Source organism: Frigoribacterium sp. PhB118 (assembly GCF_003751725.1).
Lineage (GTDB): Bacteria > Actinomycetota > Actinomycetes > Actinomycetales > Microbacteriaceae > Frigoribacterium.
In genome coordinates this window covers 695,372-717,664 of sequence record NZ_RKID01000001.1, presented here as the reverse complement: position 1 = coordinate 717,664, position 22,293 = coordinate 695,372, and the positions used below count along the sequence as shown (strand labels likewise).

24 protein-coding genes and 1 tRNA gene are annotated in these 22,293 nt (G+C 72.6%); 9 read left to right on the top strand and 16 right to left on the bottom strand.

Annotation, left to right across the window (positions count from 1 at the left end):
* Positions 1–30: 30 nt before the first annotated feature.
* The 5 genes from EDF21_RS03255 to EDF21_RS03235 are packed head-to-tail and all read right to left on the bottom strand — an operon-like array spanning position 31 to position 5,009.
* The gene (locus EDF21_RS03255) at positions 31–837 is read right to left on the bottom strand and encodes an ABC transporter ATP-binding protein (protein WP_199736194.1); all 807 of its coding nucleotides are present in this window, start codon (positions 835–837) and stop codon (positions 31–33) included.
* Positions 834–1,613: an ABC transporter ATP-binding protein gene (locus EDF21_RS03250; protein ID WP_123570265.1), complete on the bottom strand. Its 780-nt coding sequence runs from the start codon at positions 1,611–1,613 to the stop codon at positions 834–836. The genes EDF21_RS03255 and EDF21_RS03250 overlap by 4 nt, the downstream gene beginning before the upstream one ends.
* Entirely contained in the window at positions 1,610–2,563 is a 954-nt protein-coding gene (locus EDF21_RS03245) for an ABC transporter permease (RefSeq protein ID WP_123570264.1), read from the bottom strand. Before EDF21_RS03245 ends, EDF21_RS03250 begins: the two co-directional genes overlap by 4 nt.
* A complete protein-coding gene (locus EDF21_RS03240; protein ID WP_123570263.1) occupies positions 2,560–3,513 on the bottom strand; it encodes an ABC transporter permease in 954 nt (317 codons plus the stop codon). The genes EDF21_RS03245 and EDF21_RS03240 overlap by 4 nt, the downstream gene beginning before the upstream one ends.
* Positions 3,510–5,009, bottom strand: coding sequence for an ABC transporter substrate-binding protein (locus EDF21_RS03235; protein WP_233568343.1), 1,500 nt, complete (start codon positions 5,007–5,009; stop codon positions 3,510–3,512). The genes EDF21_RS03240 and EDF21_RS03235 overlap by 4 nt, the downstream gene beginning before the upstream one ends.
* A 285-nt stretch (positions 5,010–5,294) precedes the next feature.
* Here EDF21_RS03235 and EDF21_RS03230 point away from each other — a divergent pair, with 285 nt between their 5' ends.
* Both EDF21_RS03230 and EDF21_RS03225 read left to right on the top strand, forming a co-directional pair.
* Positions 5,295–5,723 carry an SIP domain-containing protein gene (locus EDF21_RS03230; protein ID WP_123570261.1) on the top strand — a complete coding sequence of 143 codons (429 nt, stop codon included), beginning with the start codon at positions 5,295–5,297 and terminating at the stop codon, positions 5,721–5,723.
* 12 nt (positions 5,724–5,735) lie between these two features.
* Positions 5,736–6,692 carry a siderophore-interacting protein gene (locus EDF21_RS03225; RefSeq protein WP_123570260.1) on the top strand — a complete coding sequence of 319 codons (957 nt, stop codon included), beginning with the start codon at positions 5,736–5,738 and terminating at the stop codon, positions 6,690–6,692.
* Positions 6,693–6,765: 73 nt separating this feature from the next.
* Here the strand turns inward: EDF21_RS03225 and EDF21_RS03220 are convergent, their stop codons facing one another.
* From EDF21_RS03220 to EDF21_RS03210, 3 genes are read right to left on the bottom strand one after another with little or no spacing between them, the layout of a single operon-like run.
* Entirely contained in the window at positions 6,766–7,587 is an 822-nt protein-coding gene (locus tag EDF21_RS03220; RefSeq protein WP_123570259.1) for an SDR family NAD(P)-dependent oxidoreductase, read from the bottom strand.
* Positions 7,584–7,940, bottom strand: coding sequence for a Fe-S oxidoreductase (locus EDF21_RS03215; protein WP_233568342.1), 357 nt, complete (start codon positions 7,938–7,940; stop codon positions 7,584–7,586). The genes EDF21_RS03220 and EDF21_RS03215 overlap by 4 nt, the downstream gene beginning before the upstream one ends.
* Positions 7,937–9,337 (bottom strand): NAD(P)/FAD-dependent oxidoreductase, encoded by a 1,401-nt coding sequence (locus tag EDF21_RS03210; protein WP_123570258.1) that lies wholly within the window; start codon positions 9,335–9,337, stop codon positions 7,937–7,939. The genes EDF21_RS03215 and EDF21_RS03210 overlap by 4 nt, the downstream gene beginning before the upstream one ends.
* 193 nt (positions 9,338–9,530) lie before the next feature.
* Between EDF21_RS03210 and EDF21_RS03205 the strand changes: the two genes are divergently transcribed.
* The gene (locus EDF21_RS03205; protein WP_123570257.1) at positions 9,531–9,701 is read left to right on the top strand and encodes a CsbD family protein; all 171 of its coding nucleotides are present in this window, start codon (positions 9,531–9,533) and stop codon (positions 9,699–9,701) included.
* An 81-nt stretch (positions 9,702–9,782) separates the two neighbouring features.
* On the opposite strand, the gene EDF21_RS03200 is transcribed toward EDF21_RS03205, so the two are convergent.
* The 6 genes from EDF21_RS03200 to EDF21_RS03175 all read right to left on the bottom strand — a co-directional run bounded on the left by EDF21_RS03200 (position 9,783) and on the right by EDF21_RS03175 (position 15,963).
* Positions 9,783–10,619, bottom strand: coding sequence for a crotonase/enoyl-CoA hydratase family protein (locus EDF21_RS03200; RefSeq protein WP_123570256.1), 837 nt, complete (start codon positions 10,617–10,619; stop codon positions 9,783–9,785).
* The gene (locus EDF21_RS03195) at positions 10,616–11,443 is read right to left on the bottom strand and encodes an arginase family protein (RefSeq protein WP_370274445.1); all 828 of its coding nucleotides are present in this window, start codon (positions 11,441–11,443) and stop codon (positions 10,616–10,618) included. The genes EDF21_RS03200 and EDF21_RS03195 overlap by 4 nt, the downstream gene beginning before the upstream one ends.
* A gap of 13 nt (positions 11,444–11,456) precedes the next feature.
* Positions 11,457–12,563 (bottom strand): DUF418 domain-containing protein, encoded by a 1,107-nt coding sequence (locus tag EDF21_RS03190; RefSeq protein ID WP_123570254.1) that lies wholly within the window; start codon positions 12,561–12,563, stop codon positions 11,457–11,459.
* A 29-nt stretch (positions 12,564–12,592) separates the two neighbouring features.
* Positions 12,593–13,315: a PspA/IM30 family protein gene (locus EDF21_RS03185; RefSeq protein ID WP_123570253.1), complete on the bottom strand. Its 723-nt coding sequence runs from the start codon at positions 13,313–13,315 to the stop codon at positions 12,593–12,595.
* A 130-nt stretch (positions 13,316–13,445) separates the two neighbouring features.
* Complete coding sequence (locus EDF21_RS16825) at positions 13,446–15,449, bottom strand: TPM domain-containing protein (RefSeq protein ID WP_123570252.1); 2,004 nt, start codon at positions 15,447–15,449, stop codon at positions 13,446–13,448.
* Between the two features lie 106 nt (positions 15,450–15,555).
* A complete protein-coding gene (locus EDF21_RS03175; protein WP_123570251.1) occupies positions 15,556–15,963 on the bottom strand; it encodes a hypothetical protein in 408 nt (135 codons plus the stop codon).
* 50 nt (positions 15,964–16,013) lie between these two features.
* Between EDF21_RS03175 and EDF21_RS03170 the strand changes: the two genes are divergently transcribed.
* From EDF21_RS03170 to EDF21_RS03160, 3 genes are all read left to right on the top strand, one after another.
* Positions 16,014–16,904: a DMT family transporter gene (locus EDF21_RS03170; protein ID WP_123570250.1), complete on the top strand. Its 891-nt coding sequence runs from the start codon at positions 16,014–16,016 to the stop codon at positions 16,902–16,904.
* 141 nt (positions 16,905–17,045) lie between these two features.
* Positions 17,046–17,261, top strand: a complete 216-nt coding sequence (locus tag EDF21_RS03165) for a hypothetical protein (RefSeq protein ID WP_148053617.1) — start codon at positions 17,046–17,048, stop codon at positions 17,259–17,261.
* A 105-nt stretch (positions 17,262–17,366) separates the two neighbouring features.
* Positions 17,367–17,951 (top strand): recombinase family protein, encoded by a 585-nt coding sequence (locus EDF21_RS03160; protein WP_123570249.1) that lies wholly within the window; start codon positions 17,367–17,369, stop codon positions 17,949–17,951.
* 67 nt (positions 17,952–18,018) lie between these two features.
* On the opposite strand, the gene EDF21_RS03155 is transcribed toward EDF21_RS03160, so the two are convergent.
* Positions 18,019–18,093 (bottom strand) — tRNA-Arg (locus EDF21_RS03155).
* A 77-nt stretch (positions 18,094–18,170) separates the two neighbouring features.
* Here EDF21_RS03155 and EDF21_RS03150 point away from each other — a divergent pair.
* Together EDF21_RS03150 and EDF21_RS03145 are read left to right on the top strand one after the other, a co-directional pair.
* Complete coding sequence (locus EDF21_RS03150; RefSeq protein ID WP_158612839.1) at positions 18,171–18,890, top strand: pyridoxal 5'-phosphate synthase; 720 nt, start codon at positions 18,171–18,173, stop codon at positions 18,888–18,890.
* Positions 18,891–18,991: 101 nt separating this feature from the next.
* Entirely contained in the window at positions 18,992–19,819 is an 828-nt protein-coding gene (locus EDF21_RS03145) for a gamma-glutamyl-gamma-aminobutyrate hydrolase family protein (protein WP_233568341.1), read from the top strand.
* Between the two features lie 39 nt (positions 19,820–19,858).
* Here EDF21_RS03145 and EDF21_RS03140 read toward each other — a convergent pair whose 3' ends face one another.
* Positions 19,859–20,485, bottom strand: a complete 627-nt coding sequence (locus EDF21_RS03140) for a hypothetical protein (RefSeq protein ID WP_123570247.1) — start codon at positions 20,483–20,485, stop codon at positions 19,859–19,861.
* A gap of 64 nt (positions 20,486–20,549) precedes the next feature.
* Between EDF21_RS03140 and argS the strand changes: the two genes are divergently transcribed.
* Positions 20,550–22,211 carry an arginine--tRNA ligase gene (gene argS / locus EDF21_RS03135; RefSeq protein ID WP_123570246.1) on the top strand — a complete coding sequence of 554 codons (1,662 nt, stop codon included), beginning with the start codon at positions 20,550–20,552 and terminating at the stop codon, positions 22,209–22,211.
* Positions 22,212–22,293 lie beyond the last annotated feature (82 nt).

The following is a 22,293-nucleotide window of genomic DNA, read 5'->3' as shown; positions in this document are numbered from 1 at the left end:
GCCGCGTGGGCACCGCTGACGAGCCGGGGCTCAGTCGAGCGTCGGCACCGAGTCGACCAGCGTCCGCGTGTAGTCGTGCCGCGGTCGACGCAGCACGTCGTCGGTGAGGCCCTGCTCGACGATGTGACCGTCTCGCAGCACGGCGACCCGGTCGGCGAGGTGCTGCACGAGTCCGATGTCGTGCGACACGAGCAGCAGCGACAGCCCGCGTTCGTCGCGCAGCTCGCGCAGCAGCTCGAGGATCTGCGCCCGCACGGTGACGTCGAGCGCACTCATGGGCTCGTCGCCGATCAGCAGCCGCGGCCCGTGCACGAGGGCCCGGGCCAGGGCGATGCGCTGCCGTTGGCCCCCGCTGAACTCGTGGGGCCAGGCCTCGGCGTCGTGCGCCGAGAGGCCCACGCGTTCGAGCATCTCGGCCACCAGGCGGTCGTGGTCGCCCTCGACGCGCAGGGCGCGCAACGGCTCGGCCACGGTGTCGCCCACGCGCATGCGGGGGTCCAGCGAGGCGTAGGGGTCCTGCAGGACGATGCCCGTCTGGCGCCGTAGCCAGCGCAGGCGCGAGGCGCGGTCGGGGGCGACCGTGCGCCCGTCGAAGGTCACCGTGCCGGACGTCGCCCGGTCGAGGGCCAGCAGCAGGCGCACGAGCGTGGACTTGCCCGAGCCGGACTCGCCGATCAAGGCGACGCTCTCGCCGGCGGCGACCTCGAGGTCGGCGTCGACCAGGGCGTGGCGCACCGGGCCCGGTCGGAAGGGCGACCGGCGCGGCAGGATGAAGGTGCGGGTGAGGCCCCGGGCGACGAGCAGAGGAGGCGCGGGTGCGGTGGTCGGGTCGCTCACGAGGCCCTCCAGGTCGTCGCCCTCGTGGCCTCGACGAGCCCGCGGGTGACCTCGTGCCCGGGGCGGTGCAGCAGCTGCTCGACGGGGCCCCGCTCGACGACGCGCCCGTGCGACAGCACCGCCGCCTGGTCGGTGATGCGCGAGAGCACGGCGAGGTCGTGCGTGACGAAGAGCAGCGACGTCCGCTGCTCGTCGACCAGGCGCTGGAAGAGCGCGAGCACCTCGGCCTGCGTGGTGACGTCCAGCGCGGTGGTCGGCTCGTCGGCGAGGACGAGCCCCGGCCGGTTGATCAGCGCCATGGCGATGCCGACCCGCTGCCGCTGACCACCCGAGAGCTGGTGCGGGTAGAGGTCCACGACGGTCTCGGGGTCGGGCAGGCCGACCTCGGCGGCCGCGGCCACCGCTCGCGAGCGGGCGTCCCGGCGACCGACGCGGCCGTGCAGGCGGAGGGGCTCGGCGATCTGTCGCCCGACGGTCACGACGGGGTCGAGCGCCGTGCGGGGGTCCTGGAAGACCGTGCCGACGACGCGGCCGCGCAGGCCGGCCAGGTCGCGCTCGGACGCTCCGAGCAGTTCGCGTCCGTCGAGCCGGATGCTGCCCGTCGCGCGGGCGCCGTCGGGCAGGAGGCCGAGCACGGCCAGCGTCGTCATCGACTTGCCCGAACCGGATTCGCCGATCAGTCCGACCCTCGCACCGTCGGGCACGTCGAGCGAGAGGCCGTCGACGACGCGGCGGCCGCCGACGGTCACGGTGAGGTCGTCGATCACCAGGCTCACGAGACGACCCCCGGGGTGGTCGGGGTGCCTGCGGTGCCCGGGGCGGTGGCCCGCGGGGAAGTGGTGGACGGAGCCGGCGTCGTGGGGGAGCCCGGGGTGCCACGTCCCGCCGGCCGGGACCGCAACCGGGGATCGGAGGCGTCGCGCACGGCGTCGCCCAGCAGGTTCAGCGCCAGGACGGTCAGCGTGATGGCGAGCCCGGGCCAGACGACCGACCCCGGGTGCACGCCGATGAACTTCTGCAGGTCGCTCAGCAGACGCCCCCACGAGGCGGTGTCGGCCGGGGCGCCGTAGCCGAGGAACGACAGTCCGGCCTCGGCGAGCACGCTCGTGGCCATCGACAGCGAGAGCTGGACGACGAAGACGGGCGCGATGTTCGGCAGCACGTGGCGACGCAGCACGGCCCCGGTGCCGAGCCCGTTCGCCCGGGCGGCGAGCACGTAGTCGGTCCGCGCCACCTGACGGATCTCGGACCGGCTGACCCGGGCGATCGTCACGCCGTAGCCGATCCCCACGGCGACGACCACGACGGTGAGGGACCCGCCGAACGCCGCGGCGAGGGCCATGGCGATCAGGAGCGTCGGGAACGCCACGAGCACGTCGATCAGCACGGCGACCGACTCGCGCACCCAGCGAGACGTCAACGAGCCGAGGGCGGCCAGTCCCACCCCCACCACGGTGGCGACCACGCCCGAGGCGACGGCGACCACGACCGTCGTGCCGGTCGCCGCGACGACGTAGCTGAAGATGTCGCGGCCGATCGAGTCGGTGCCGAAGGGGTGACCGAGCGAGGGCGTCAGCCAGGCCGAGTAGGGGTCGGTGTCGAAGGGGTCGAGCGGGGTCCAGAACCGGCTGACCACGGCGGACAGGACGATCAGGGTCAGCCAGCCGGCGCCGAATGCGCCCTGCGGTCGACGCAGCAGCTCGCGGACGAACGCGCCGCGCCTCATCGGTCGCCCTCGCGGAGGCGCGGGTCGAGCCGCCGGTGCACGACGTCGATCACGAGGCCGATGAACAGCACGAGCGTGGTCAGCGTCATCAGTTCACCCTGCACCTTGGTCAGGTCCCGGCGGCCGACGTCGGTCACCAGCATGCGGCCGAGCCCGGGCAGCGTGAAGAGTTGCTCGACGACGACGGCCGACACGATCAGGCCGGCCACCTGCAGGCCGAGGATCGACACGATGCTGAGCATCACGTTGGGCAGCCCGTGTCGCACGAGGGCGCGGGACCGGGTCATGCCGTTGGCGGCGGCCGTCCGCACGTAGTCCTGGTCGAGGGCCCCGAGCGCCGCCGACCGGGTGAAGCGCAACAACACGGCCCCCTCGACGATGCCGATGGTGAGGGCCGGCAGCACGAGCGAGCGCAAGGCCCGCCCGGGCTCGCTCCACCCGTCGGCCGGGAACCCCTGCGTCGGCAGCAACCGCAGCGTCACGGCGAAGACGGCGATCAGCAGCATGCCCGCCCAGACGACCGGCACGGCAGCGAGCAGCTGGGCCCCGGTGCCGAGGACGACCCCGGAGGCGCGGCCACGGCGGAGCGCGCTCGTCACGCCGAGCGGGATGCCGATCAGCAATCCGAAGACCAGGGACAGCCCCGCGAGCGGCAGGGTGACGGCCAGCTTGTCGAGCACCTCGTCGACCACCGGCGTCCCCGTGACGAGCGATTCGCCCAGGTCGAGCCTCAGCAGCCCGCCGGCCCAGTCGAGGTACTGCACGACGATGGGACGATCGAGGCCGAGCTGCTGACGGAGGGCGGCGACCTGCTCGGGTGAGCCGGTCGTGCCGGCGATCGCCTGGGCGACGTCGCCCGGCAGCAACCGCAGCGTCGCGAAGATCAGCACGCTGGCGACGACCAGCCCCCCGACGAAGAGGAGCAGGCGGCCGACGACGAAGCGGGTCACTCCGTCGTGGCCAGGTCAGCCAGGTCGAGGCGGGTCGTGGTCGAGCTCGTCGGGAACCCGGTGACGCCGTCGTGGATCGCCGTCAGCGTCGTGGCCGTGTAGAGCCATTCGGCCGGTGCGTCCTCCGAGACGATCGTCGCCGCCTCGGCGAGCTTCTCGTCGGCAACCTCCGGGTCGGTCGCCGCGATCGACTCGGCGTAGAGCTGCTGCACGGGGGCGCTGTCGTAGCCCCAGTAGTAGTCCGGGTTCGCCCAGTTCGCGAAGTCGTGCGTCTCGGCGTGGTTGACCATGCTGAGCTCGAAGTCCTTGTTCACGTAGACGTCGTCGAGCCAGGTGCTGAAGTCGACCTGCTGCACCGTCAACGTGACGCCGACCGCCTTGAGTTGCGTCGTCAGCACGTCGCCGATGGCGGCCGGGTAGACGTTGGGGTACTCGAGGGTGAGCGAGAGGTCACCGTCGTGACCGGCCTCGGCCAGCAGGCCCTTCGCCTCGTCGGGGTCGTAGGACTCGACGCTCGTGAGGTCCTCGTAGCCGGGGTCGAGCTCGGGGATCGGGCCCCCCTGGTCCACCGCCGACCCGCCGACGGCGGCGATCAGGGCATCGTTGTCGATCGCGAGGCGCAGGGCCTTGCGGACCTTCGCGTCGGTGAAGGGGGCGACGGCGTTGTTGAATGCGAGGGTGTACTTGTCGGTCGTCTTGCCCTTCTCGAGGGTGATGCCGTCCACGCCGTCGAGCTGGGTCGACAGGGTCGCGTCGACCGCGGTCTGCACGTCGACGTCACCCGAGATCGAGGCGTTGATCGCCGCGGACGGGTCGGTCACGTAGCGGAAGGTCACGCCCGCGACCCTCGCCGGGGTGCCCCAGTAGTCGTCGAAGCGCCCGAGCTGCAGGTTGTCGCCCTGTCGCCAGCTCGTCAGCTCGAAGGGGCCGGTGCCGTTCGCCGTCGTCGAGAGGTCGTTCGTCGCGGACTGCTGCAGCACGAGGCCCGCGCGACCGGTGAGGTCGAACAGCAGGGACGAGTCGGGTCGCGAGAGCGTCAGCACGACGGTGTCGGCGGCGGGCGCCGTGATGGTCGAGACCGCGGCGAGGTCGGAATGGCTCGCGAGCGAGGCGTCGTCCTTGACCTGGGACAGCGACCAGACGACGTCGTCGGCCGTCATCGCGGCCCCGTCGTGGAAGGTCACGCCGTCGTGCAGCGTGAACGTGTAGGTCAGGCCGTCGTCGCTGACCGTGTGGCTCGCGGCCAACACGTCGCGGATCTCGTTGTCCTGCGTGCGGCCGACGAGGCCCTGGTAGACGTTGTCGATCAGCACCTGGTCGAGCGCGATGCCGGCCGTGGTGCGGATGTCGAGGTCGCTCGGCTCGAGCACGAGGCCGACCGTGACGGTCGCGTCGGGGTCGGGGGTGCCCGACCCGTCGGGGGACGAGGCGGACGAGCAACCCGTCGCGAGCAGCAACAGCGCGGCGACGGCGGCGGAGAGGGGGAGGGTGCGCACCTGGTGGGGCCTTCCGGGGATGGCCGTGGCGGATCGTCCACGGCGACGGGGGACCGGGGGCGCGGGAGAGCCCCTCGGTCGTTCGGCGGGGGAGTCCCGGTCGCTGCTGAACCGGTCCACGCGATCCGTCACCGTGTTGCTGTCGGACACGGCACGGCCCCTTGCGCCGGGCGTCGCTGACGGACTCCCGAACCCGTCAGAACTTACCATCACGGCAGCGAGGTCGCTGTCAATCGAGAGACCCGTGTGGCGGATGAGGCAAGCCTTACCTATATTGAAGGGGTCATGCTCCTCGTAGACCAGAACCCGCCCCTGCCGCACGACGCCCTGCGCGTCCTGTTCGCCGCCGACGCGACCTCGATCCCCGTCCTGCGAGAGATGCTCTCGGTCCTGCCGATCTGCGCGAGGGGCCAGGTGTTCGTCGAGGTCGAGAGCGCTGCCGACGTCGTGCCGCTCGCCTCGCCGGGGCGCGTCACCGTCACCTGGCTCGCGCGGGACCGCCGCTCGGGCGTGCCCGGCACCGGCACCGCCTGCGCCCCCGGCCAGGCCCTCGAGCGGGCGGTCCGTGCGTGGCTCGGCGAGATGTACGTCGAACCCGAGACCGTCGCGACGGGTGACCACGTCGTCTGGATCGGCGGCCCGCCCTCGTTCGCCTACGACCTGCGGCACGACCTGCACCAGCTCTTCCACGTCGGCACCCCCGCCGCGGCCTGACCGGCTCCCTCGATGACGATCACGTCCCCGGGCACGTCCACGTCCGCCGCCACCGTCGAGCGCCCGGCGAAGCCGGCCCACCGCCCCTACCGCGTCCGGGTCGCGGCCGTGCGTCGCCTCGCTCCGTCGTTCGTGCGCATCACGTTCACCGGTGACGACCTGGGCGACTTCGGCGTCGACGGCCTCGACCAGCGCATCAAGGTCGTCCTGCCCCTCGAGGCCACGGGCTACGACACGTTCCCGACCGACGACTGGTACGCCTCCTGGCGCGCCCTGCCGCCCGAGCAGCAGAACGCCTTCCGCACCTACACGGCCCGGGCCGCCCGCGCCGAGAGGCGCGAGGTCGACGTCGACTTCGTCTGCCACGGCGACACCGGCCCCGCCTCGGCCTGGGCCGGGCGCGCGCGCGTCGGTGACGAGCTCATGCTGATCGGGCCCGACGCGACGAGCGGCGTCACCGGCAGCGGCGTCGAGTGGTCACCGGGTGACGCGCGCACCGTGCTGCTGGCCGGCGACGAGACGGCGGCCCCGGCAATCTGCTCCATCGTCGAGGCCCTGCCGGTCGACGCCCGGGGGTGCGTCTTCATCGAGATCCCGACAGCGGCCGACGAGCTCGACCTCGTCGCGCCTCCCGGGGTCGACGTCCACTGGCTGCCGAGGCGAGACGCCACGTCCGGTCACGGCGAGGCCCTGGTGGTCGCCGTCCGCCGCTGGACCGCCCGCTACGTGACCGCCTGGCACCACGGCGTCGAGGTGAGCGAGGTCGACATCGAGCACGACATCCTCTGGGACGTCCCGCAGGGCGACGATCCGCGCGGCACCGCCGTCAGCTCCGACCTGTACGCCTGGTTCGCCGGCGAGGCGGGGGCGATCAAGACGCTCCGACGCTTCCTCGTCAGCGAGGTCGGCATCGACCGGCGCCAGGTCGCCTTCATGGGCTACTGGCGGGTCGGCAAGTCCGAGTCCTGAGGCGAGGCCCTCGACGACGAAGGAGGCGCGACCACGTCGGTCGCGCCTCCTTCGTCTCGTGCCCCGGTCGCGCCTAGACCTCGGCGGGCACACCGACGAGCTCGGAGGTCCGCTCCCAGAGGGCCTCGGCGAGCAGGGGATCGGTGGCCTGGCGGTGCAGGCGACCGTGCGGCGACAGCTGGTCGAAGTAGGTGCCGCTCTCGACCGAGATCGTCGTGGGCCCGACGAGCTGGATCAACGGCACGGCGCCGGCCGACGCCGAGATGCCGTAGTTGCCGTTGGTCAGGACGTTCGCGACCCGCATCGAGCGTGAATCCGAGCCGAAGCCGGTCATCACGATGCCCGGGTGGAACGAGAACGCGTCGAGGCCCGTGCGCTTCGCCAGTTCGCGGATGAACAGGACGGTCTCGATCTTGGTCGTGCCGTACTGACGCCAGCCCCCGGCCCATCGACGCTTCGACCAGTTGAGGTCGTCGAGTCGGACGTGCCCGAGCAGGTTGGCCGCGCTGGCCGTCGACACGACCCGGCCACCGCTCTCGACGAGGCGGGGCAGGAGGAGCCTGGTCAGGAGGAACGGTGCGAGGTGGTTCGACTGGAGGGTGCGCTCGAACCCGTCCGCGGTGAGGCCTCGTTCGCTGACGAGACCTCCGGCGTTGTTGGCGAGGGCGTCGATGCGGGGATAGCGCTCCAGCAACCGGTCGGCCAACGACCGGACGTCGTCGAGCCGGTCGTAGTCGACCAGGAAGGCCGTCCCGCCCACCTCGTCGGCGACCGCCTGCGTGCGTTCCGGGTTGCGTCCGACGACGCCGATCTCGGCGCCGCCCTTCGCGAGCTCGCGGGCGGCCTCGCGGCCGATGCCGCTGCTCGCCCCGGTGATGATCACGGTGCGGGTCATCGATATCCGCCCTTCTCGAGGCCGGCCTCGATCTCGAATCTGTTCGACAGCGGGTCGCTGCCGGCCAGGAAGTACAGTACGGGCATCAGCATGCCGTACCTCCGCCACTGACGGACGTGCACGGCCTCGTGTTCGAGGACGCGCGGCCCGTCGTTGTCCCGGGTCAGGTAGACCCGACCGACACAGGTGCCTCCCCGCTTGAACGCCCAGCGGGGCAGGCCGCTGCACACGATGAGGTCACCGACCATGCGGACCCGCCCCACGCTGAGCGGCACCCCGACCGCGAGACCGACGACCGTCGCCCAGGCGCAGCCGAGTCTCGAGATCGGGGAGTCGAGCAGGGGGTTCTTCACGGACGGCCGTAGGCGTCGAGCAGGCGCAGCCAGACTTCGCTCACCGTCGGGTACGACGGGACGGCGTGCCACAGCCGGTCGATCGGCACCTCGCCGACGACGGCGATCGTGGCGGCGTGCAGCAGGTCGCTGACGTCCGGGCCGACGAAGGTCGCGCCGACGATCACCCCGCGGGACTCGTCGACGACCAGCCGCGCCTGGCCCGCGTACTCGTCCGAGTGGATCGCCGAACCGGCGACCGCGGCGAGGTCGTAGTCCACGACCTTGACGTCGATGCCTCGCTTGCCGGCGGCGTCGGCCGTGAGGCCGACGCTCGCGACCTCGGGGTCGGTGAAGGTGACCTGCGGCACTGCTGCGTCGTCGGCGGTCGCGACGTGTGCACCCCACGGCTCGGCGTGCACGGGCTTTCCGAAGGCGCGGGCGGCGATGACCTCGCCGGCGGCGCGGGCCTGGTACTTGCCCTGGTGGGTGAGCAGGGCGCGGTGGTTGACGTCGCCGACGCCGTAGAGCCAGTCGGTGCCCTTGACGAGCATGGTGTCGTCGACGTCGAGCCAGTCGCCCGGGGTGAGCCCGACGTTCTCGAGGCCGAGGTCGGAGGTGCGGGGAACACGGCCGGTCGCGACGATGATCTCGTCGGCGACGACCGTGGAGTCGTCGTCGAGGGTGACCTCGACCGTGTCGTGCTCGGTGCGCAGCACGGTCGAGGGCGAGACCCCGAGGCGCACGTCGACGCCGAGACCCCGCAGCGAGTCGGCCACGAGTTCGCCGGCGAAGGGCTCCTGGCCACCCAGCAGACCACTGCGGGCGATCAGGGTGACGGTCGAGCCGAGCTGCTGGTACGCCGTGGCCATCTCGGCGGCGACGACGCCACCGCCGACGATGACGACGCTCTGCGGCATCGACTCGACGCTCGTGGCCTCACGGCTGGTCCAGGGCTTCGCCTCGGCGAGGCCGGGGATGTCGGGCAGGAGCGCCGACGAACCGGTCACCGCGGCGACGGCGTACGTCGCGTGGTGCACCTCGCCGTTCACCGTCACCTCCTTGACGCCGGTGATGGTGGCGTGCCCGCGGATCAGGTCGATGCCGGCGCCCTCGACCCAGTCGGCCTGGCCCGAGTCGTCCCAGTTGCTGGTGAACGAGTCGCGGCGACGCAGCACGGCGGCGACGTCGACGTCACCGGTCACGGCCTGCTTGGCCCCGTCGAGCGACTTCGCCGCACGGACGACCGCGCTCGAGCGGAGCAGCGCCTTCGACGGCATGCAGGCCCAGTACGAACACTCGCCCCCGACGAGCTCGGCTTCCACGAGCCCCACCTTGAGCCCGTTGCGGGTGGCGTAGTCGGCCACGTTCTCGCCGACAGCGCCGGCTCCGATCACGATGAGGTCATAAGTCGTCATGGCCCCGACGCTAGTCGCCCGGGGCCCGGCGTTCTCAGGCGGGTCCCCGGGCGGGCGTGGCCGTTTCGTGAAACCCTGCTGGGTCTTTCCTGAACGGCACGAGCGAGATCCGGGAGGCACGGGTAGCGTCCCTCACATCAGCGCACCATCGCGATCGTTGCGGGGGAGCGCGTCAACCTACGAGGAGGCACACATGGGACTCGACGAAAAGATCAAGAACGCCGCTCAGGACATCGCCGGCAAGGCGAAAGAAACTCTCGGCGACCGCAAGGGCGACGACGAGCTGAAGGCCGAAGGTCAGAAGGACCAGGCCGGTGCCTCCGCCAAGAAGGTCGGCGAAGACGTCAAGGACGTCTTCAAGTAGGCCGATCCGCCTCGTTCTCGGGCCCGTCCACCCCTCGGGGTGGGCGGGCTCTTTCGTGTGCCCACGACCGAGGAGGCGCGGTCACCGTCCCGTGAACTCGGCGGCGGTCCGCGAGACGAAGGCCTCGAACCCGATCCGGGCGTCGTCCGAGGCGAGCAGCCGCACGAGCTCGGGCTGCAGGCGGGCCTCGGCCGCGGCGTCGCCGTCACGGACTGCGAGCCGGGCGTTCGCCAGGGTGGCCTGCACGGCCAGGGGTGCCTGGGCGGCGATGCGACGGGCGAGGTCGCGGGCGTGGTCGAATGCCGACCCGACGTCCACCAGGTCCTGCACGAGTCCGATGCGCCGCGCCTCCTCGGCGTCGAGGAGGTCGCCGGTCAGCAGGTACCGCATGGCGTCGCCCCAGCCGATCCGTCGTGGCAGGCGGATCGTCGCGCCACCGAAGGGGAGGATGGCGCGGCTCACCTCGATCTGGCCGAAGCGGGCGTCCCGGCTCGCCACCACGACGTCGCTCGCCAGGGCGAGCTCGACCCCGAGGGTCAGGCAGGTGCCCTGCACGGCCATCACCACGGGCTTGCCCACCTGGCGGCCGTGGACCTGCCACGGATCGAGGCCGCCCTCGGGAACCACGTCGAGGCCTTCCGCGGTGACCGCGGGCACGACGTCGCCGAGGTCGAGTCCGGCGGTGAAGTGGTCGCCGTGGGCGAAGAGCAGCCCCACCCGCAGGTCGGGGTCGCGGTCGAGTTCGCCGTAGGCCAGGGCCAGTTCGCGCAGCATCCGCAGGTCGGCCGCGTTGCGTTTCTCGGGCCGGTCGAGGCCGATCAGCAGCACGTGGCCGTCCCGCTCCACCGTGACGCGCGGACGGTCGGCCGCGGAGGCGGCGGGGTCGGCCGGGGCGGCGCTCGGGGGGCCCGCGCTCATCGGGACAGGGCTCCGAGGATGCGCAGGATCGGGCCCATGTCGTCGGAGGCGGCCGCGGCGTCGACCGGCGCGAACGAGCACAGGCCCGCGCCGACCAGGGAGAAGCGCTCTTTCAGGGCCGTGATCGTCTCGATCAACACCCCGAGCTCGAGACCGAACGGCTGCGGGTCGAGCAGGCCCTCGATCACCCCCGGGTCCAGCACGTCGAGGTCGACGTGGAGGTACACCTCGGTGGCGCCGGACGCCTCGACGGCGGCGACCACCTCGGCCGGGTCGAAGTCCAGCGACGACACCGTGGGGACGTGGCGGCTCTCGATGTAGCGGTCTTCCGCGTCGTCGTAGGTGCGAGCCCCGGCGAGCACGACCCGGGCGGGGTCGAGCGGTTCGGGCGTCGGACCGGGGCCGATGGTCGGGAGGTCCTCGGTGGCGTCACCGATCAGGGCCCGCAGCACCATGCCGCTGAAGGCACCGCTCTCGCTGCTGCGCGGGCTGTGGAGGTCGGGGTGCGCGTCGAACCAGACCACGGCGGTGCGGGGGGTGACCGCGTGGCGGACCGCGGCGAACTCGACGCCGCAGTCGCCGCCCACCACGATCGCGGGGGAGTCGTCGGCCCGCAGCTCGCGTCCGACCGACTCGGCGATGGTGAGCACCGACGAGAGCCGGTGCACCCGCGTGCCGAGCGAGTCGCCCGCACCCACCGGGACCTCGACCAGGGTGGTGGCCGTCGACGGCAGGTCTCCGAGGACGGCGTACGCACCCTCGGCGAGCCGCATGGCGCGCGACGACGGAGAACCCTGCCACTGTGGAACCACGACGAACCTCACGGGCGTCAGTCTGTCACGGGCGGGGGCCCGTGCTCCAGGCCCAGGGACGACTCAGCGCCCCGACGGCGCGCTCCAGCGGCCCGCGCCCGACGTACCGTTGCCAGAGGGTGGCGTAGACGAGCGTGAGGACGACGGCGACGACCAGGTGGCCCAGGGGCAGACCGTAGGCGGCGGCCGGGTCGGACAACCGGTACACGGTGAACAGCGGCGCGGTGATCAGCACGTGGGCCGCGTAGACGGTGAGCGGTTGCGCGCCCGTGGCCGCGAGGGGCCGGAGGACGGTGCGGACGACCGCAGCCGCGCCTCCTCGTCCCCGACCCTCGGGCGTCACGGGACGACGCGGGGTGGTGGCGAGCAGGAGCAGTCCGAGCACGGCGGCGGCGACGCCGCCCGAGCCGACGATCTCGGCGGGCATGCCTTCGTGGTCGGCCGGGTCGAACCAGGGGATCGAGGAGGCGCCGGGCAGGAAGCGCGCCGCGTACCCCACGATCGCGGCCGACGTCCCGGCGACGATCAGCGTGATTTGGGTCCGGGTGCGGATCAGGTCGGAACGAGCCGCGACGAGACCGACGAGCAGGAAGGGCGTCCAGACCAGCGCCGGGTAGGCGCCGACGAGCAGGGCCTGGGTCGCCAGGCCGGCGGCGCCGGACACCGCGGTGTCGCCGTAGGCGTCGACGGGGACGGACGAGGCCAGCCACGGGGCCACGACGGCGAGCAGGGCGGCGGCCGCCAACAGTACGGCCCGGGGGGCGAAGAGCAGCCCCAGTGCCAGGACGAACATCACGCCGTAGTAGGGCAGGATCACCAGGAGGTACGGGTTCCAGGCCTGCAACGCGAGGCCCAGCACGACGAGCAGGCCCGCCCGGATGGCGATCCCACCGACGACCCGCCCTCGACCGCCACGGGGCGTCGGCCGGGCGCCTCCCGACATCAGACCGAGCGAGACGCCGGCGAGGGTCGCGAAGAGGATCGCCGATCGTCCGTCGAAGACGCGCTCGTCGAGCAGCGGCCGAGGCCACATGTGGGCGGCGAACATGCCGAGCACGGCGAGGCCGCGGGCGACGTCGACGCCCATCAGGCGGGGTGCCGCCCGGCGCGCCTGCACCGGCGGGACGTCCACCGGCGCAGGCGTGACGGGCGGCGGCTGGCTCACTTGTCGAGCGCGCCGAGCTTGAGGGCGGCGAGGCGGGCGTCGACCTCGGTCTGCTCCCCGAGGTCGTCGAGGCCCTCGAACTGGGCGTCGAGGCTCGAGGCCGCGAGCTCTTGACGACCGAGCATCTTGGCCTCCTCACGGCGGACCTTGTCCTCGAAGCGGCTGATCTCGCTCGTCGGGTCGAGGATGTCGATGCTCTGGACGGCGTCGGCGACCTTGGTCTGGGCCTCGACGGTCTTCGAGCGCGCGTTCAGTTCGTCGCGCTTGGCGGCGAGCTGGTCGAGCTTGGACCGCATGCCGCTCAGCCCCGTCTTGAGCTTGTCGACGACGTCCGTCTGGGAGGCGATCTGCGGCTCTGCCGTCTTCGCCTCCTTCTCGCTCTGCAGTTGCTTGCCGAGGGCCACGCGAGCGAGGGCGTCGAACTTGTCGGCGTCGACCGTGTTGCCCGACGAGCGCAGCTCGTCGGCCTTGTTGCTCGCCGCGAGGGCCTTGCGCTCCCAGTCCGCGGCGGCGGCGACGTCCTCGGCGTGGTCCTGCTCGAGGAGGCGCAGGTTGCCGATGGTGGTCGCGACGGCTTCCTCGGCCTCGGCGATGCTGTTGGTGTAGTCGCGGACCATCTGGTCCAGCATCTTGCTGGGGTCCTCGGCCTGGTCGAGCAGGCTGTTGATGTTCGCGCGGGTCAGTTGCGCGATGCGTCCGAAGATCGACTGCTTTGCCATGGTGCGTCCTTTCGAGAGGTGGTGCCGTGGGGTGGTGCTCGGCTTGTCGGTCGTGCTGCTGTCTGGGGGCGGAGGGGGGCGGATTGGGGCGGATGGGGCGGAACGGGGCGTGGACCGTGACGGGCGGGCCCTAGAACCGTCCGCCGCCCGAGCTGCGGCCGCCTCCGCCGCCACCCCCACCGCCGAAGCCGCCGCCCCCGCCGAAGCCGCCGCCTCCGCCACCGAAGCCGCCGCCGCCGAAGCCGCCGCCACCCCCGCTGAAGAGTCCACCGAGCAGCATGCCGGTGACGATGCCGCCGAGATCGGCCCCGGCCGACCCCCGCGTGCCGACTCCGCCGCCGAACGGGCTCGCCTGCTGGTAGGACGAGACGTCGGCCTCGGCACCGGCGGCTGCGGCCTGAGACAACTGGACGGCCTGGTGGGCCTCGAACAGTGCGGCGTCGCGGTCGGACGTCGCGAGCGACACCGCGGTGGCCAGGTGACGTTCGGCCTCGGACAACCGGGTGCGCGGCTGCGGGCCGATGCCGCCGCGACGGGTCTCGATGAAGTCGCGGGTGGCGCTGATCTGACTCCGCGCGGTCAGCAGCGCCTGGTCGAGGGCCGCCTGGGCCCGGCGCTGCTTCTCGGAGTCGTCGCGCACGGCCGCCAGCACTTGGTCGATGCGGTCGTTGGCAGCACCGAGCGAGGCGACGACGGCGAGCGGGTCGTCGGTCGTCGTCTCGGCCAGCGCGATGGAGGCCCGCGCAGCCGAGACGGAGCCGGCGACGTCGACGCCCTGCGGGGCCGAACCGTCGGGCAGCCCCTCGGCCGTCGCGATGTCCTGCCGCAGGTCGAGGGTCATGGCCGAGATGGTGCTGCCCGCCGTCCGCAGCGACTCGGCGGCCCCGTCGACCGCGCTGAGCAGCTGGTCGACCTGCGCCAGGGCCTGACGGGCCTCTCGGACGGCGATGACGGCCTCCGACGTGGAGGACGACGCCAGCGCGGTCGCCGCCGTACCGGCCCTCTCGTCGGCGAACTCGAGCAGACGGTCGGCCTGGTCGTCGTTCTGGTCGATCGACGCGACCGCCCGCGCCGAGTAGATCGTGGTCAGCTCGCCGATGAGGGTGCGGGCCGAGGCGAGCCGGGCTCGTCGGGTCGCGACCTCGCCGGGGAGGGCCGCCACGTCGCTCGGCGCCCGCCCCTCGGCCTCACGCAGCTCGTCGAACGCGGCGGACTGCTCGGCGAGCGACGCGTCGGCCGCCTCGCACAACTCGATGATGCGGGTGGTCCACTCGAGGCGTTGTTCGGGGGAGTCGGGGACGGAGTCGTCCAACTTCTGCTGCAGGGCGAACGCCTCGCGGGCGTGCACCCGGGCCGCGTCGAGCGCCTCGGCGAACGGCCGGGCCGCGTCGTCCCCGAACTGTGCCGCCGCGAAACCGACCTCGTGTGCGCCTGCGGTCAACTCGTCGTCGAGGGCGACCAGCACCCGCGCGGCACGCTTGTCGAGTTCGTCCTGGCGGGCCTTCTGCGCATCGGACTCGCTGCGTCGACGTCGTGCCCGGCGGACCACGACGACGACGGCGACGGCCGCCGCGACGAGGACCAGCACGAGCAGCGCCCAGAGCACCCAGCTGAGGTCGGGCCCGGCCTCGTCGCTGCGGATGCCGTCGGCGAGGGCGACGGCGGCACCGGCCCAGTCGCCGTCACGCAGCTCGGGCACGACGACGTCGGTCTGCAGCGCCTGCCGATCGGATTCCGAGATCACGGACGTGTCGGCCGAGAGGTCGTAGAACTGGTCGTCGACCGCCACCGAGAGCAGCACGTCGTTCGCACCCAGTTGGTTCAGGGAGGCCGTCGCCTCGCCCCAGGCCGTGCGGTCGGAAGGCGAGGAGAAGGAGTCGACGTAGACGACGAAGAGGTTGACGCCGGTGTCGGTCGCGAGCCGGTCGAGTGCGTCGGTCACCTCGGCCTCGTCCGCGCTCGACAGCACGTCGGCCTGGTCGACCACGTAGGCGCCCGAGAACTCGACCGGTTCGACGGCCTGGGCCGGGACCGCACCGAAGGCGATCGTGCCGACCACGGCCAGGACCGCCGCGGCGACGGCGGTCACCGTTCGTCTCGCCGGTCGTCGGCCGGTCGTGGATCTCGTGCTCACGACGCTCCCCTCGCTCGTTGCGGGGGAGTCTATCGACGGCCCCCGTCAGACCGCCCGGGGTGCCCTGTGCCCGCAGGGGGTGACGTCGAACCGGCCGCGAGACGGGTCAGGAGACGAAGAGCAGGCCCACCGACGCGACGGCACAGACCGCCCCGACGGCGTAGAGCACGACCCCCACGGTGCGGGGCGCCCGTCCGTCTTCGTGCGGGGGGTGGACGCGGGCCCGGTGGGGTCGGTCGGGGTCGTAGTGCACGGTGAGCTCGGTCTCGAGCGGCGTCGTCACCGGGACGTCGCCGAACTGCGTCTCGTGCAGCTGCCCGTCGACGTCCATCCATCGGGCGGTGGCGGCACGGGCCCAGTCGGGCGGCGGGATGACCACGCCGACGGTGCTCTCGAGGCGGGTCGCGCGGCGCCGGAGCACCCACCCGGCCAGGAGGAAGGGCGTGCCGACGATGAACCCGAACCAGCCGAAGAGCTCCACCACCGGCGAGATGACGGAGAAGGCGTCGCTCATGCCACGATCGTACTGTGCCGCCGCGCACCCCGTGACGAACCCGGAGCCCCGTGAACCCCAGCCCCCTCGGCCGTGTGCCGTCGCCCCTGCTCGCCGTCGCGGCGATCGTCTCGGTGCAGTTCGGGGCCGCCCTCGCCAAGACGCATTTCGAGGCCCTGGGACCGCTGGGCGCCGCCAGCCTGCGCCTCGCCTTCGGCGCGACGCTCCTGGTGCTCGTCTTCCGACCGCGCCCCTGGCGGTGGCCCCGCCGGACGTGGCCGGGCGTGGTCCTGCTGGGTCTCGCCCTCGCCGGGATGAACTCGCTCATCTACCTCGCGATCGACGTCGTGCCGCTCGGGGTCGCGGTCACCCTCGAGTTCCTCGGTCCGCTGGTCGTGGCACTCGTGCAGACGAGACGCTGGTGGGACGCGGCCTGGGCCCTGCTCGCCCTCGCCGGGGTCGTGCTGCTCGGCTCCGACTCGACCGGGGCGATCCCCGTCGTCGGCGTGCTGCTCGCCCTCGGCGCCGGGGCGTTCTGGGCCTGCTACATCCTCGCGAACGCCGCCCTGGGTCGAGGCCGTGACCCGATGGGCGCCCTCGCGACCGCGATGCTGGTCGCCGCCCTCGTGGTCGTCCCGTTCGGGGCGCACGACGCGACGGTGGCCGTCCGGGCCGACCCGCGCCTCCTGCTGGTGTTCCTCGTGGTGGCCGCCCTGACCTCCGCGATCCCGTACGCGCTCGAGTCGGTGGCGCTGCGGCGGCTGCCGACGCGCGTGTTCGGCGTCCTGTCGAGCCTGGGGCCGGCGGTGGCAGCCCTGGCCGGCCTCGTCGTGCTCGGCGAGGCGCTCGGGGTGCGCGAGGTCGTCGCCCTCGCCTGCGTCACGGCGGCGAGCGTCGGGGTCACGATCGCGGCCGGTCGCCGACGGCGTCGTGGGGCCCTGCCCGAGGCTCCGCCGGCCTGATCGGACGGCGAGGCCCCGCCTCTGTCCGAGGAACGAGTCAGAGGACCAGTCTGACAACTCCACGGGGACTTGTACCCCACCTGCGGGGTACGCTGCGATGACGGCCCGGTACGAGGGCCGGAGAACGAAGAAGGAGACATCATGGGTGCTGTCTTGGAGCGCACGTCCCGAGCGGAGGTCGTCCCCCTGGGTGACGGATTCCACCGCGTGTCGACGCCGACCGCCGGGGTGATCGGGTTCGTGCACGAGTCCGACGGGTTGTTCGAGGTGCTGCGGGGTCGCGTCCGCACCGCCGTCCGGCGTGAGGGTTCGTACCGCACGCTCGACGTCGCCGTGATCGCGCTCACCTACAGTTGAGCTCGACCCACCACTGACGCACGCCTCCCGGCGGACGTCCTCGAGGCCTCGCCGTCGGCGGGGCCTCACCTCTCTGTCCACCCTCGCCTCGCCGGAAGGCCCACCGTGACCGTCGTCGGGTACGCCCGCATCTCGCGAGACGACCCGTCGTCCGATCGCCAGGTGGAGCGCCTGCGGGCGGGCGGGTGCGAACGGGTCTTCGTCGACCACGCCACCGGAACCAGGCAGTCCCGCCCCGAGTTCGCCAAGGCCATCGGCAGCCTGCGGGAAGGCGACGTCTTCGTCGTGACGAACGTCGACCGGATCGGCCGCTCGGTGGCCGAGCTGGTGGGGGTGATGGCGACCCTCGACGCCCTGGGCGTCGCCTTCCGCTCGATCGACGAGCAGATCGACGAGCTCAACGCCTACGGCCGCTTCTTCTTCCGCGTCACCGCCGCCCTGGCCCGCTTCGACGAGCAGGTCGGCGGTGAGCTGCACCGTGCCGAGACCCGCAAACGGCAGGAGGCGCGGGTGGCGCAGACCCCGAAGCCCCCCGTCTCGAGACGCCGCCTCGACGCGGCCCGTCAGCTACGGGCCGGGGGAGCGAGCATGCGCGAGGCCGCCGAGCACGTCGCCGTCCCCGAACGCGTCCTGCGTCGCGAGCTCGACCGCGACGACGCCGACCGCGCCCGCCGCCAGCAGTCCGACTGACCTGCCGGGGCCGTTCGACCGCGGCACCGGAAGGCCTGCGCATCGAGAGGGGCTTCGAGAGAAGAAGTGGTGCCCCCAGGCAGATTCGAACTGCCGCCCCTGCCTCCGGAGGGCAGTGCTCTATCCCCTGAGCTATGGGGGCCCGGGAACGTCGTCCAGGTTAGCAGCGAATCGGTCCGGCCTGGGACGGCCCCGCCGCGGGAGGTGCATCGTGGGGGAGTGACCGACGACACCAGCACCGACCGAGCCGACTCCGGCACCCGTTCCGACCGCACCGACCCCGAGGGTCCGACGCTGCGCGAGCGTCTCCGCTCCGCCAAGGTCTTCCACCCCGAGTTGCCCACCTTCGACGTCGACGACGTGGCCGACGACGCGGTCGACCAGTTCGTCGCGTGGCTCGTCGAGGCCGTCGACCAGGACGTCGCCCAGCCGCACGCCATGGTGATCTCGACCTCGTCGTCCGACGGCGACGTCACGGCCCGCACCCTGCTCCTCAAGGACGTCGACGACGGTGCCCTCTGGTTCGCGACCTCGTCGATCAGCCCGAAGGGACGGCAGATCGCCGAGAACCCCCGGGTGGCGCTCACCCTGTACTGGCGCGAGCAGGGCCGCCAGGTCCGCGTGCTCGGCCGGGCGACGCCCGGTCCGCGCGACGTCAGCGAGAAGGACTTCACCGCTCGCCACCCCGACTCGCGCGCCGTCGCGATGACGCAGCCGCAGAGCAGCCCGATCACCGACGAGGCCGAGACGCGGCGTCGCCTCGCCGAGGCCAAGGCCACGATCGAGTCCGACGACACCTTCGTCCCCGACGACTGGACGGCCTGGCGGGTCGACCCCACCTCGATCGAGTTCTGGCAGGCCACCACGGGCCGAGACCAGGTGCGCCTGCGGTACGACCGCGACGGCGACGGCTGGACCCGCGCCTCCTTGTGGCCCTGACCACCCCTGAGGGAGCCGGCGGCGCGACCGCTGCCGCCGCAGCGGCGTAACGCGACGACACGCACCTGGCAGGGCGCCCGTCCCGACGGCAGCATGGAGCCATGACCTCGTACGCCGCCCCGTCGACCCGCCCGAGCGACCCCGCCGTCGCCTCGATGCGTCTCGCCGTGGTCGAGGTCGCCCGGCACCGGCCGCACGCCCCCGAGTACCACGCCTACGTCGACGACATGAACTCCCGAGTCCGCGCGACCGCCGAGGCCGCGGGCTGGCAGGCGACGCGTTTCGCCGCGGGCGACCTCGGCACCGACGAGCTGTTGCGCGTGACCGCTGACGCCGATGCGATCGTCGTCCTCGGTGGCGAGGACCTCTCTCCCCGTCTCTACGGAGGCGCGACCGGCTACCCGGGGGAGGGTCGCCACGACCCCGTGGCCGACGAGGCCCAGCTCGCCGTCGTGCGCCGCGCGGTCGCTCGCCGCACCCCACTGCTCGGCGTCTGCCGCGGCCACCAGCTGATCAACGTCGCCCTCGGCGGAGACCTCGTGCAACACCTGGACGACCACGACGGGGTGCACCGCACCCCCGACGCGCCGGTCGACCAGCTCATGCACCCGCACGCCGTCGGGCTCGAGCCCGGTAGTCGCCTCGCCCGGGCCCTCGGCACCGAGCCCGTCGTCCAGAGCGCGCACCACCAGGCCGTCGGCCGCCTGGGCCAGGGCCTGCGCGTCGTCGGCCGCGCCTCCGACGGCACCGTCGAGGCCGTCGAGCACGACTCGGCCCCGGTCGTCGGCGTGCAGTGGCACCCCGAAGACAGAGGAGCCCCGGTCGGCCAGCTCGAGGCACTGTTGGCGTCCTTGGGCGCCTCCGTCGAGGCGGGGCGCCTCGCCGCGTCCGTCGCCTCGCGAACGGACCAGGAGGCGCTGGTCGCCTAGGCCGCGTTCCTCACCGGAGCGCGCCTCCCGCCCTCGGTCTCAGTCGACCTGCTTCAGCGCCGACAGCACGGCAGACACGACCGGCTCGGCGTCGCCGGGTTCGAGGAAGGTCGTCGAACGGGCGACGACGAACGCCGGCGACGAGAACGCCTCGGCCGTGCCGATCTCACCGGGGGTGTCGAAGTAGCCCTCGACGCCGAAGGTCGGCACCGAGTTGCTGGTCGCGACGAGGTCGTTGGCCAGCTCGTCGAGGCTGTCCGCGTCGAAGTGCGCGACACCGACCGTGACGGTGGCGCCGCTGGAGTCCTGCCACGTGCACGTCGTGCCGTCCGCGTCGGCGACCTGCTGCAGGGCCTCGCCGTCGCGGCTCGCGTCGCCGCTCGCCTCGTCGTCGGCGACGGCCGTCAACCCCGGGTACCAGGAGGCGAGCGAGCCGGGATCGAGCAGCTCGCCGCAGTCGACGTCGAACGGGGTGCTCACGAGCTCGGGCGTGGCCGCCGCCGTCGGCGTCCCGACGGGGGTGGAGGACGACTCCTCGCCCGTGGTCGGGGTCGCGCTCGGCGCGGCCTGCGACGGTGCCGTGCAGGCGGTCAGAGTCAGGGCGAGGGCACCCGTCACGACGAGGGTGCGCAGGACGACGGGGGAGCGGGTCGAGGCGGGGCTCATCCCTCCATCATCACCGACGTCGGGCTCGCCGTCGTCTCCGTGCCTCCCGGTAAGATCGACCCTCGTGACTCCCGCCGAACTCTCCACGTCCCTGCTCGCCGTCGTCCAGGGCGTCCTCGAACGCCGAGGCACCGTCGACGTGGCGGTGACCGAGGGCGACGTGGCGCTCGAGCGTCCGAAGAACCGCGAGCACGGCGACTGGGCGTCGAACGTGGCCATGAAGTTCGCCAAGCGCGTCGGCACGAACCCCCGTGAGCTCGCCACCGACATCGCGGCCGACCTGGCCGAGGTCGACGGGGTCGCCGACGTCGACGTCGCGGGCCCCGGGTTCATCAACATCCGCCTCGACGCCGCGGCCGCGGGCCTCCTCGCGCGCTCGATCGTCGAGCAGGGCGAGTCCTACGGTCGCGGCGACTACTACCGGGGCGTCACCATCGACCTCGAGTTCGTCTCGGCGAACCCCACCGGCCCGATCCACCTCGGCGGCGTGCGCTGGGCAGCGGTCGGCGACAGCCTCGCCCGCGTGTTCCAGGCGCAGGGCGCGCTCGTCACCCGCGAGTACTACTTCAACGACCACGGTGGGCAGATCGACCGTTTCGCCCGTAGCCTCCTGGCCAGCGCACTCGGCGAACCCACCCCCGACGACGGCTACGGCGGGCAGTACATCGGCGACATCGTCGAGCGCGTCGTGGCCTCGACCGGCGTCGACGCCGCCGCCCTGCCGCGTGACGAGGCGCAAGAGGTCTTCCGCGCCGCCGGCGTCGACTTCATGTTCGCCGACATCAAGTCGTCCCTGCACGACTTCGGCGTCGACTTCGACGTGTACTTCCACGAGAACGAGCTGCACGAATCCCAGGCCGTCGAGCGCGCCATCGCCCGGCTCCGCGAGCTCGGGCACGTCTACGAGTCCGAGGGCGCCACCTGGCTGCGCACCACCGACTTCGGCGACGACCGCGACCGCGTCATCGTCAAGAGCGACGGCGAGGCCGCCTACATCGCCGGCGACCTGGCCTACTACCTCGACAAGCGCGAACGTGGCTTCGAACGCAACCTCATCATGCTCGGCGCCGACCACCACGGCTACGTCGGTCGAATGATGGCGATGTGCGCGGCGTTCGGCGACGAGCCGGGCGTCAACCTCGAGATCCTCATCGGCCAGATGGTCAACCTGCTGCGCGACGGCGAACCGATGCGCATGTCCAAGCGTGCGGGCACCGTCGTCACGATGGAGGACCTCGTGGACGCCGTCGGCGTCGACGCCGGCAGGTACTCGCTGGTCCGCAGCCCGGTGAACAGCTCGATCGACATCGACCTCGACCTGCTCACGAAGCGCAGCAACGACAACCCCGTCTTCTACGTCCAGTACGCCCACGCGCGCACCCGTGCGGTCGGGCGCAACGCCGAGGCGGCCGGCGTGACGCGGGACGCGTTCGACGCGTCGCTGCTCACGCACGAGACCGAGAGCGCCCTGCTCGGCGCCCTGTCCGAGCTGCCCCGCGTCGTCGTCCAGGCCGCCGAGTTGCGCGAGCCGCACCGCGTCGCCCGCTACGTCGAAGAACTCGCCGGCACCTACCACCGCTGGTACGACACGTGCCGCGTCACACCGCTCGGCGACGACGAGGTCACCGACCTGCACCGCACCCGTCTGTGGCTCAACGACGCGGCGGGCCAGGTCATCCGCAACGGCCTCGGACTGCTGGGCGTCTCGGCACCCGACCGCATGTGACCTCGCGCGCCGCGCCTCCTCGGTCTCGACCGCAGGAGGCGCGGCGTGAGCGTCCCTCGCCACCCGGCTGACAAGATGGCCC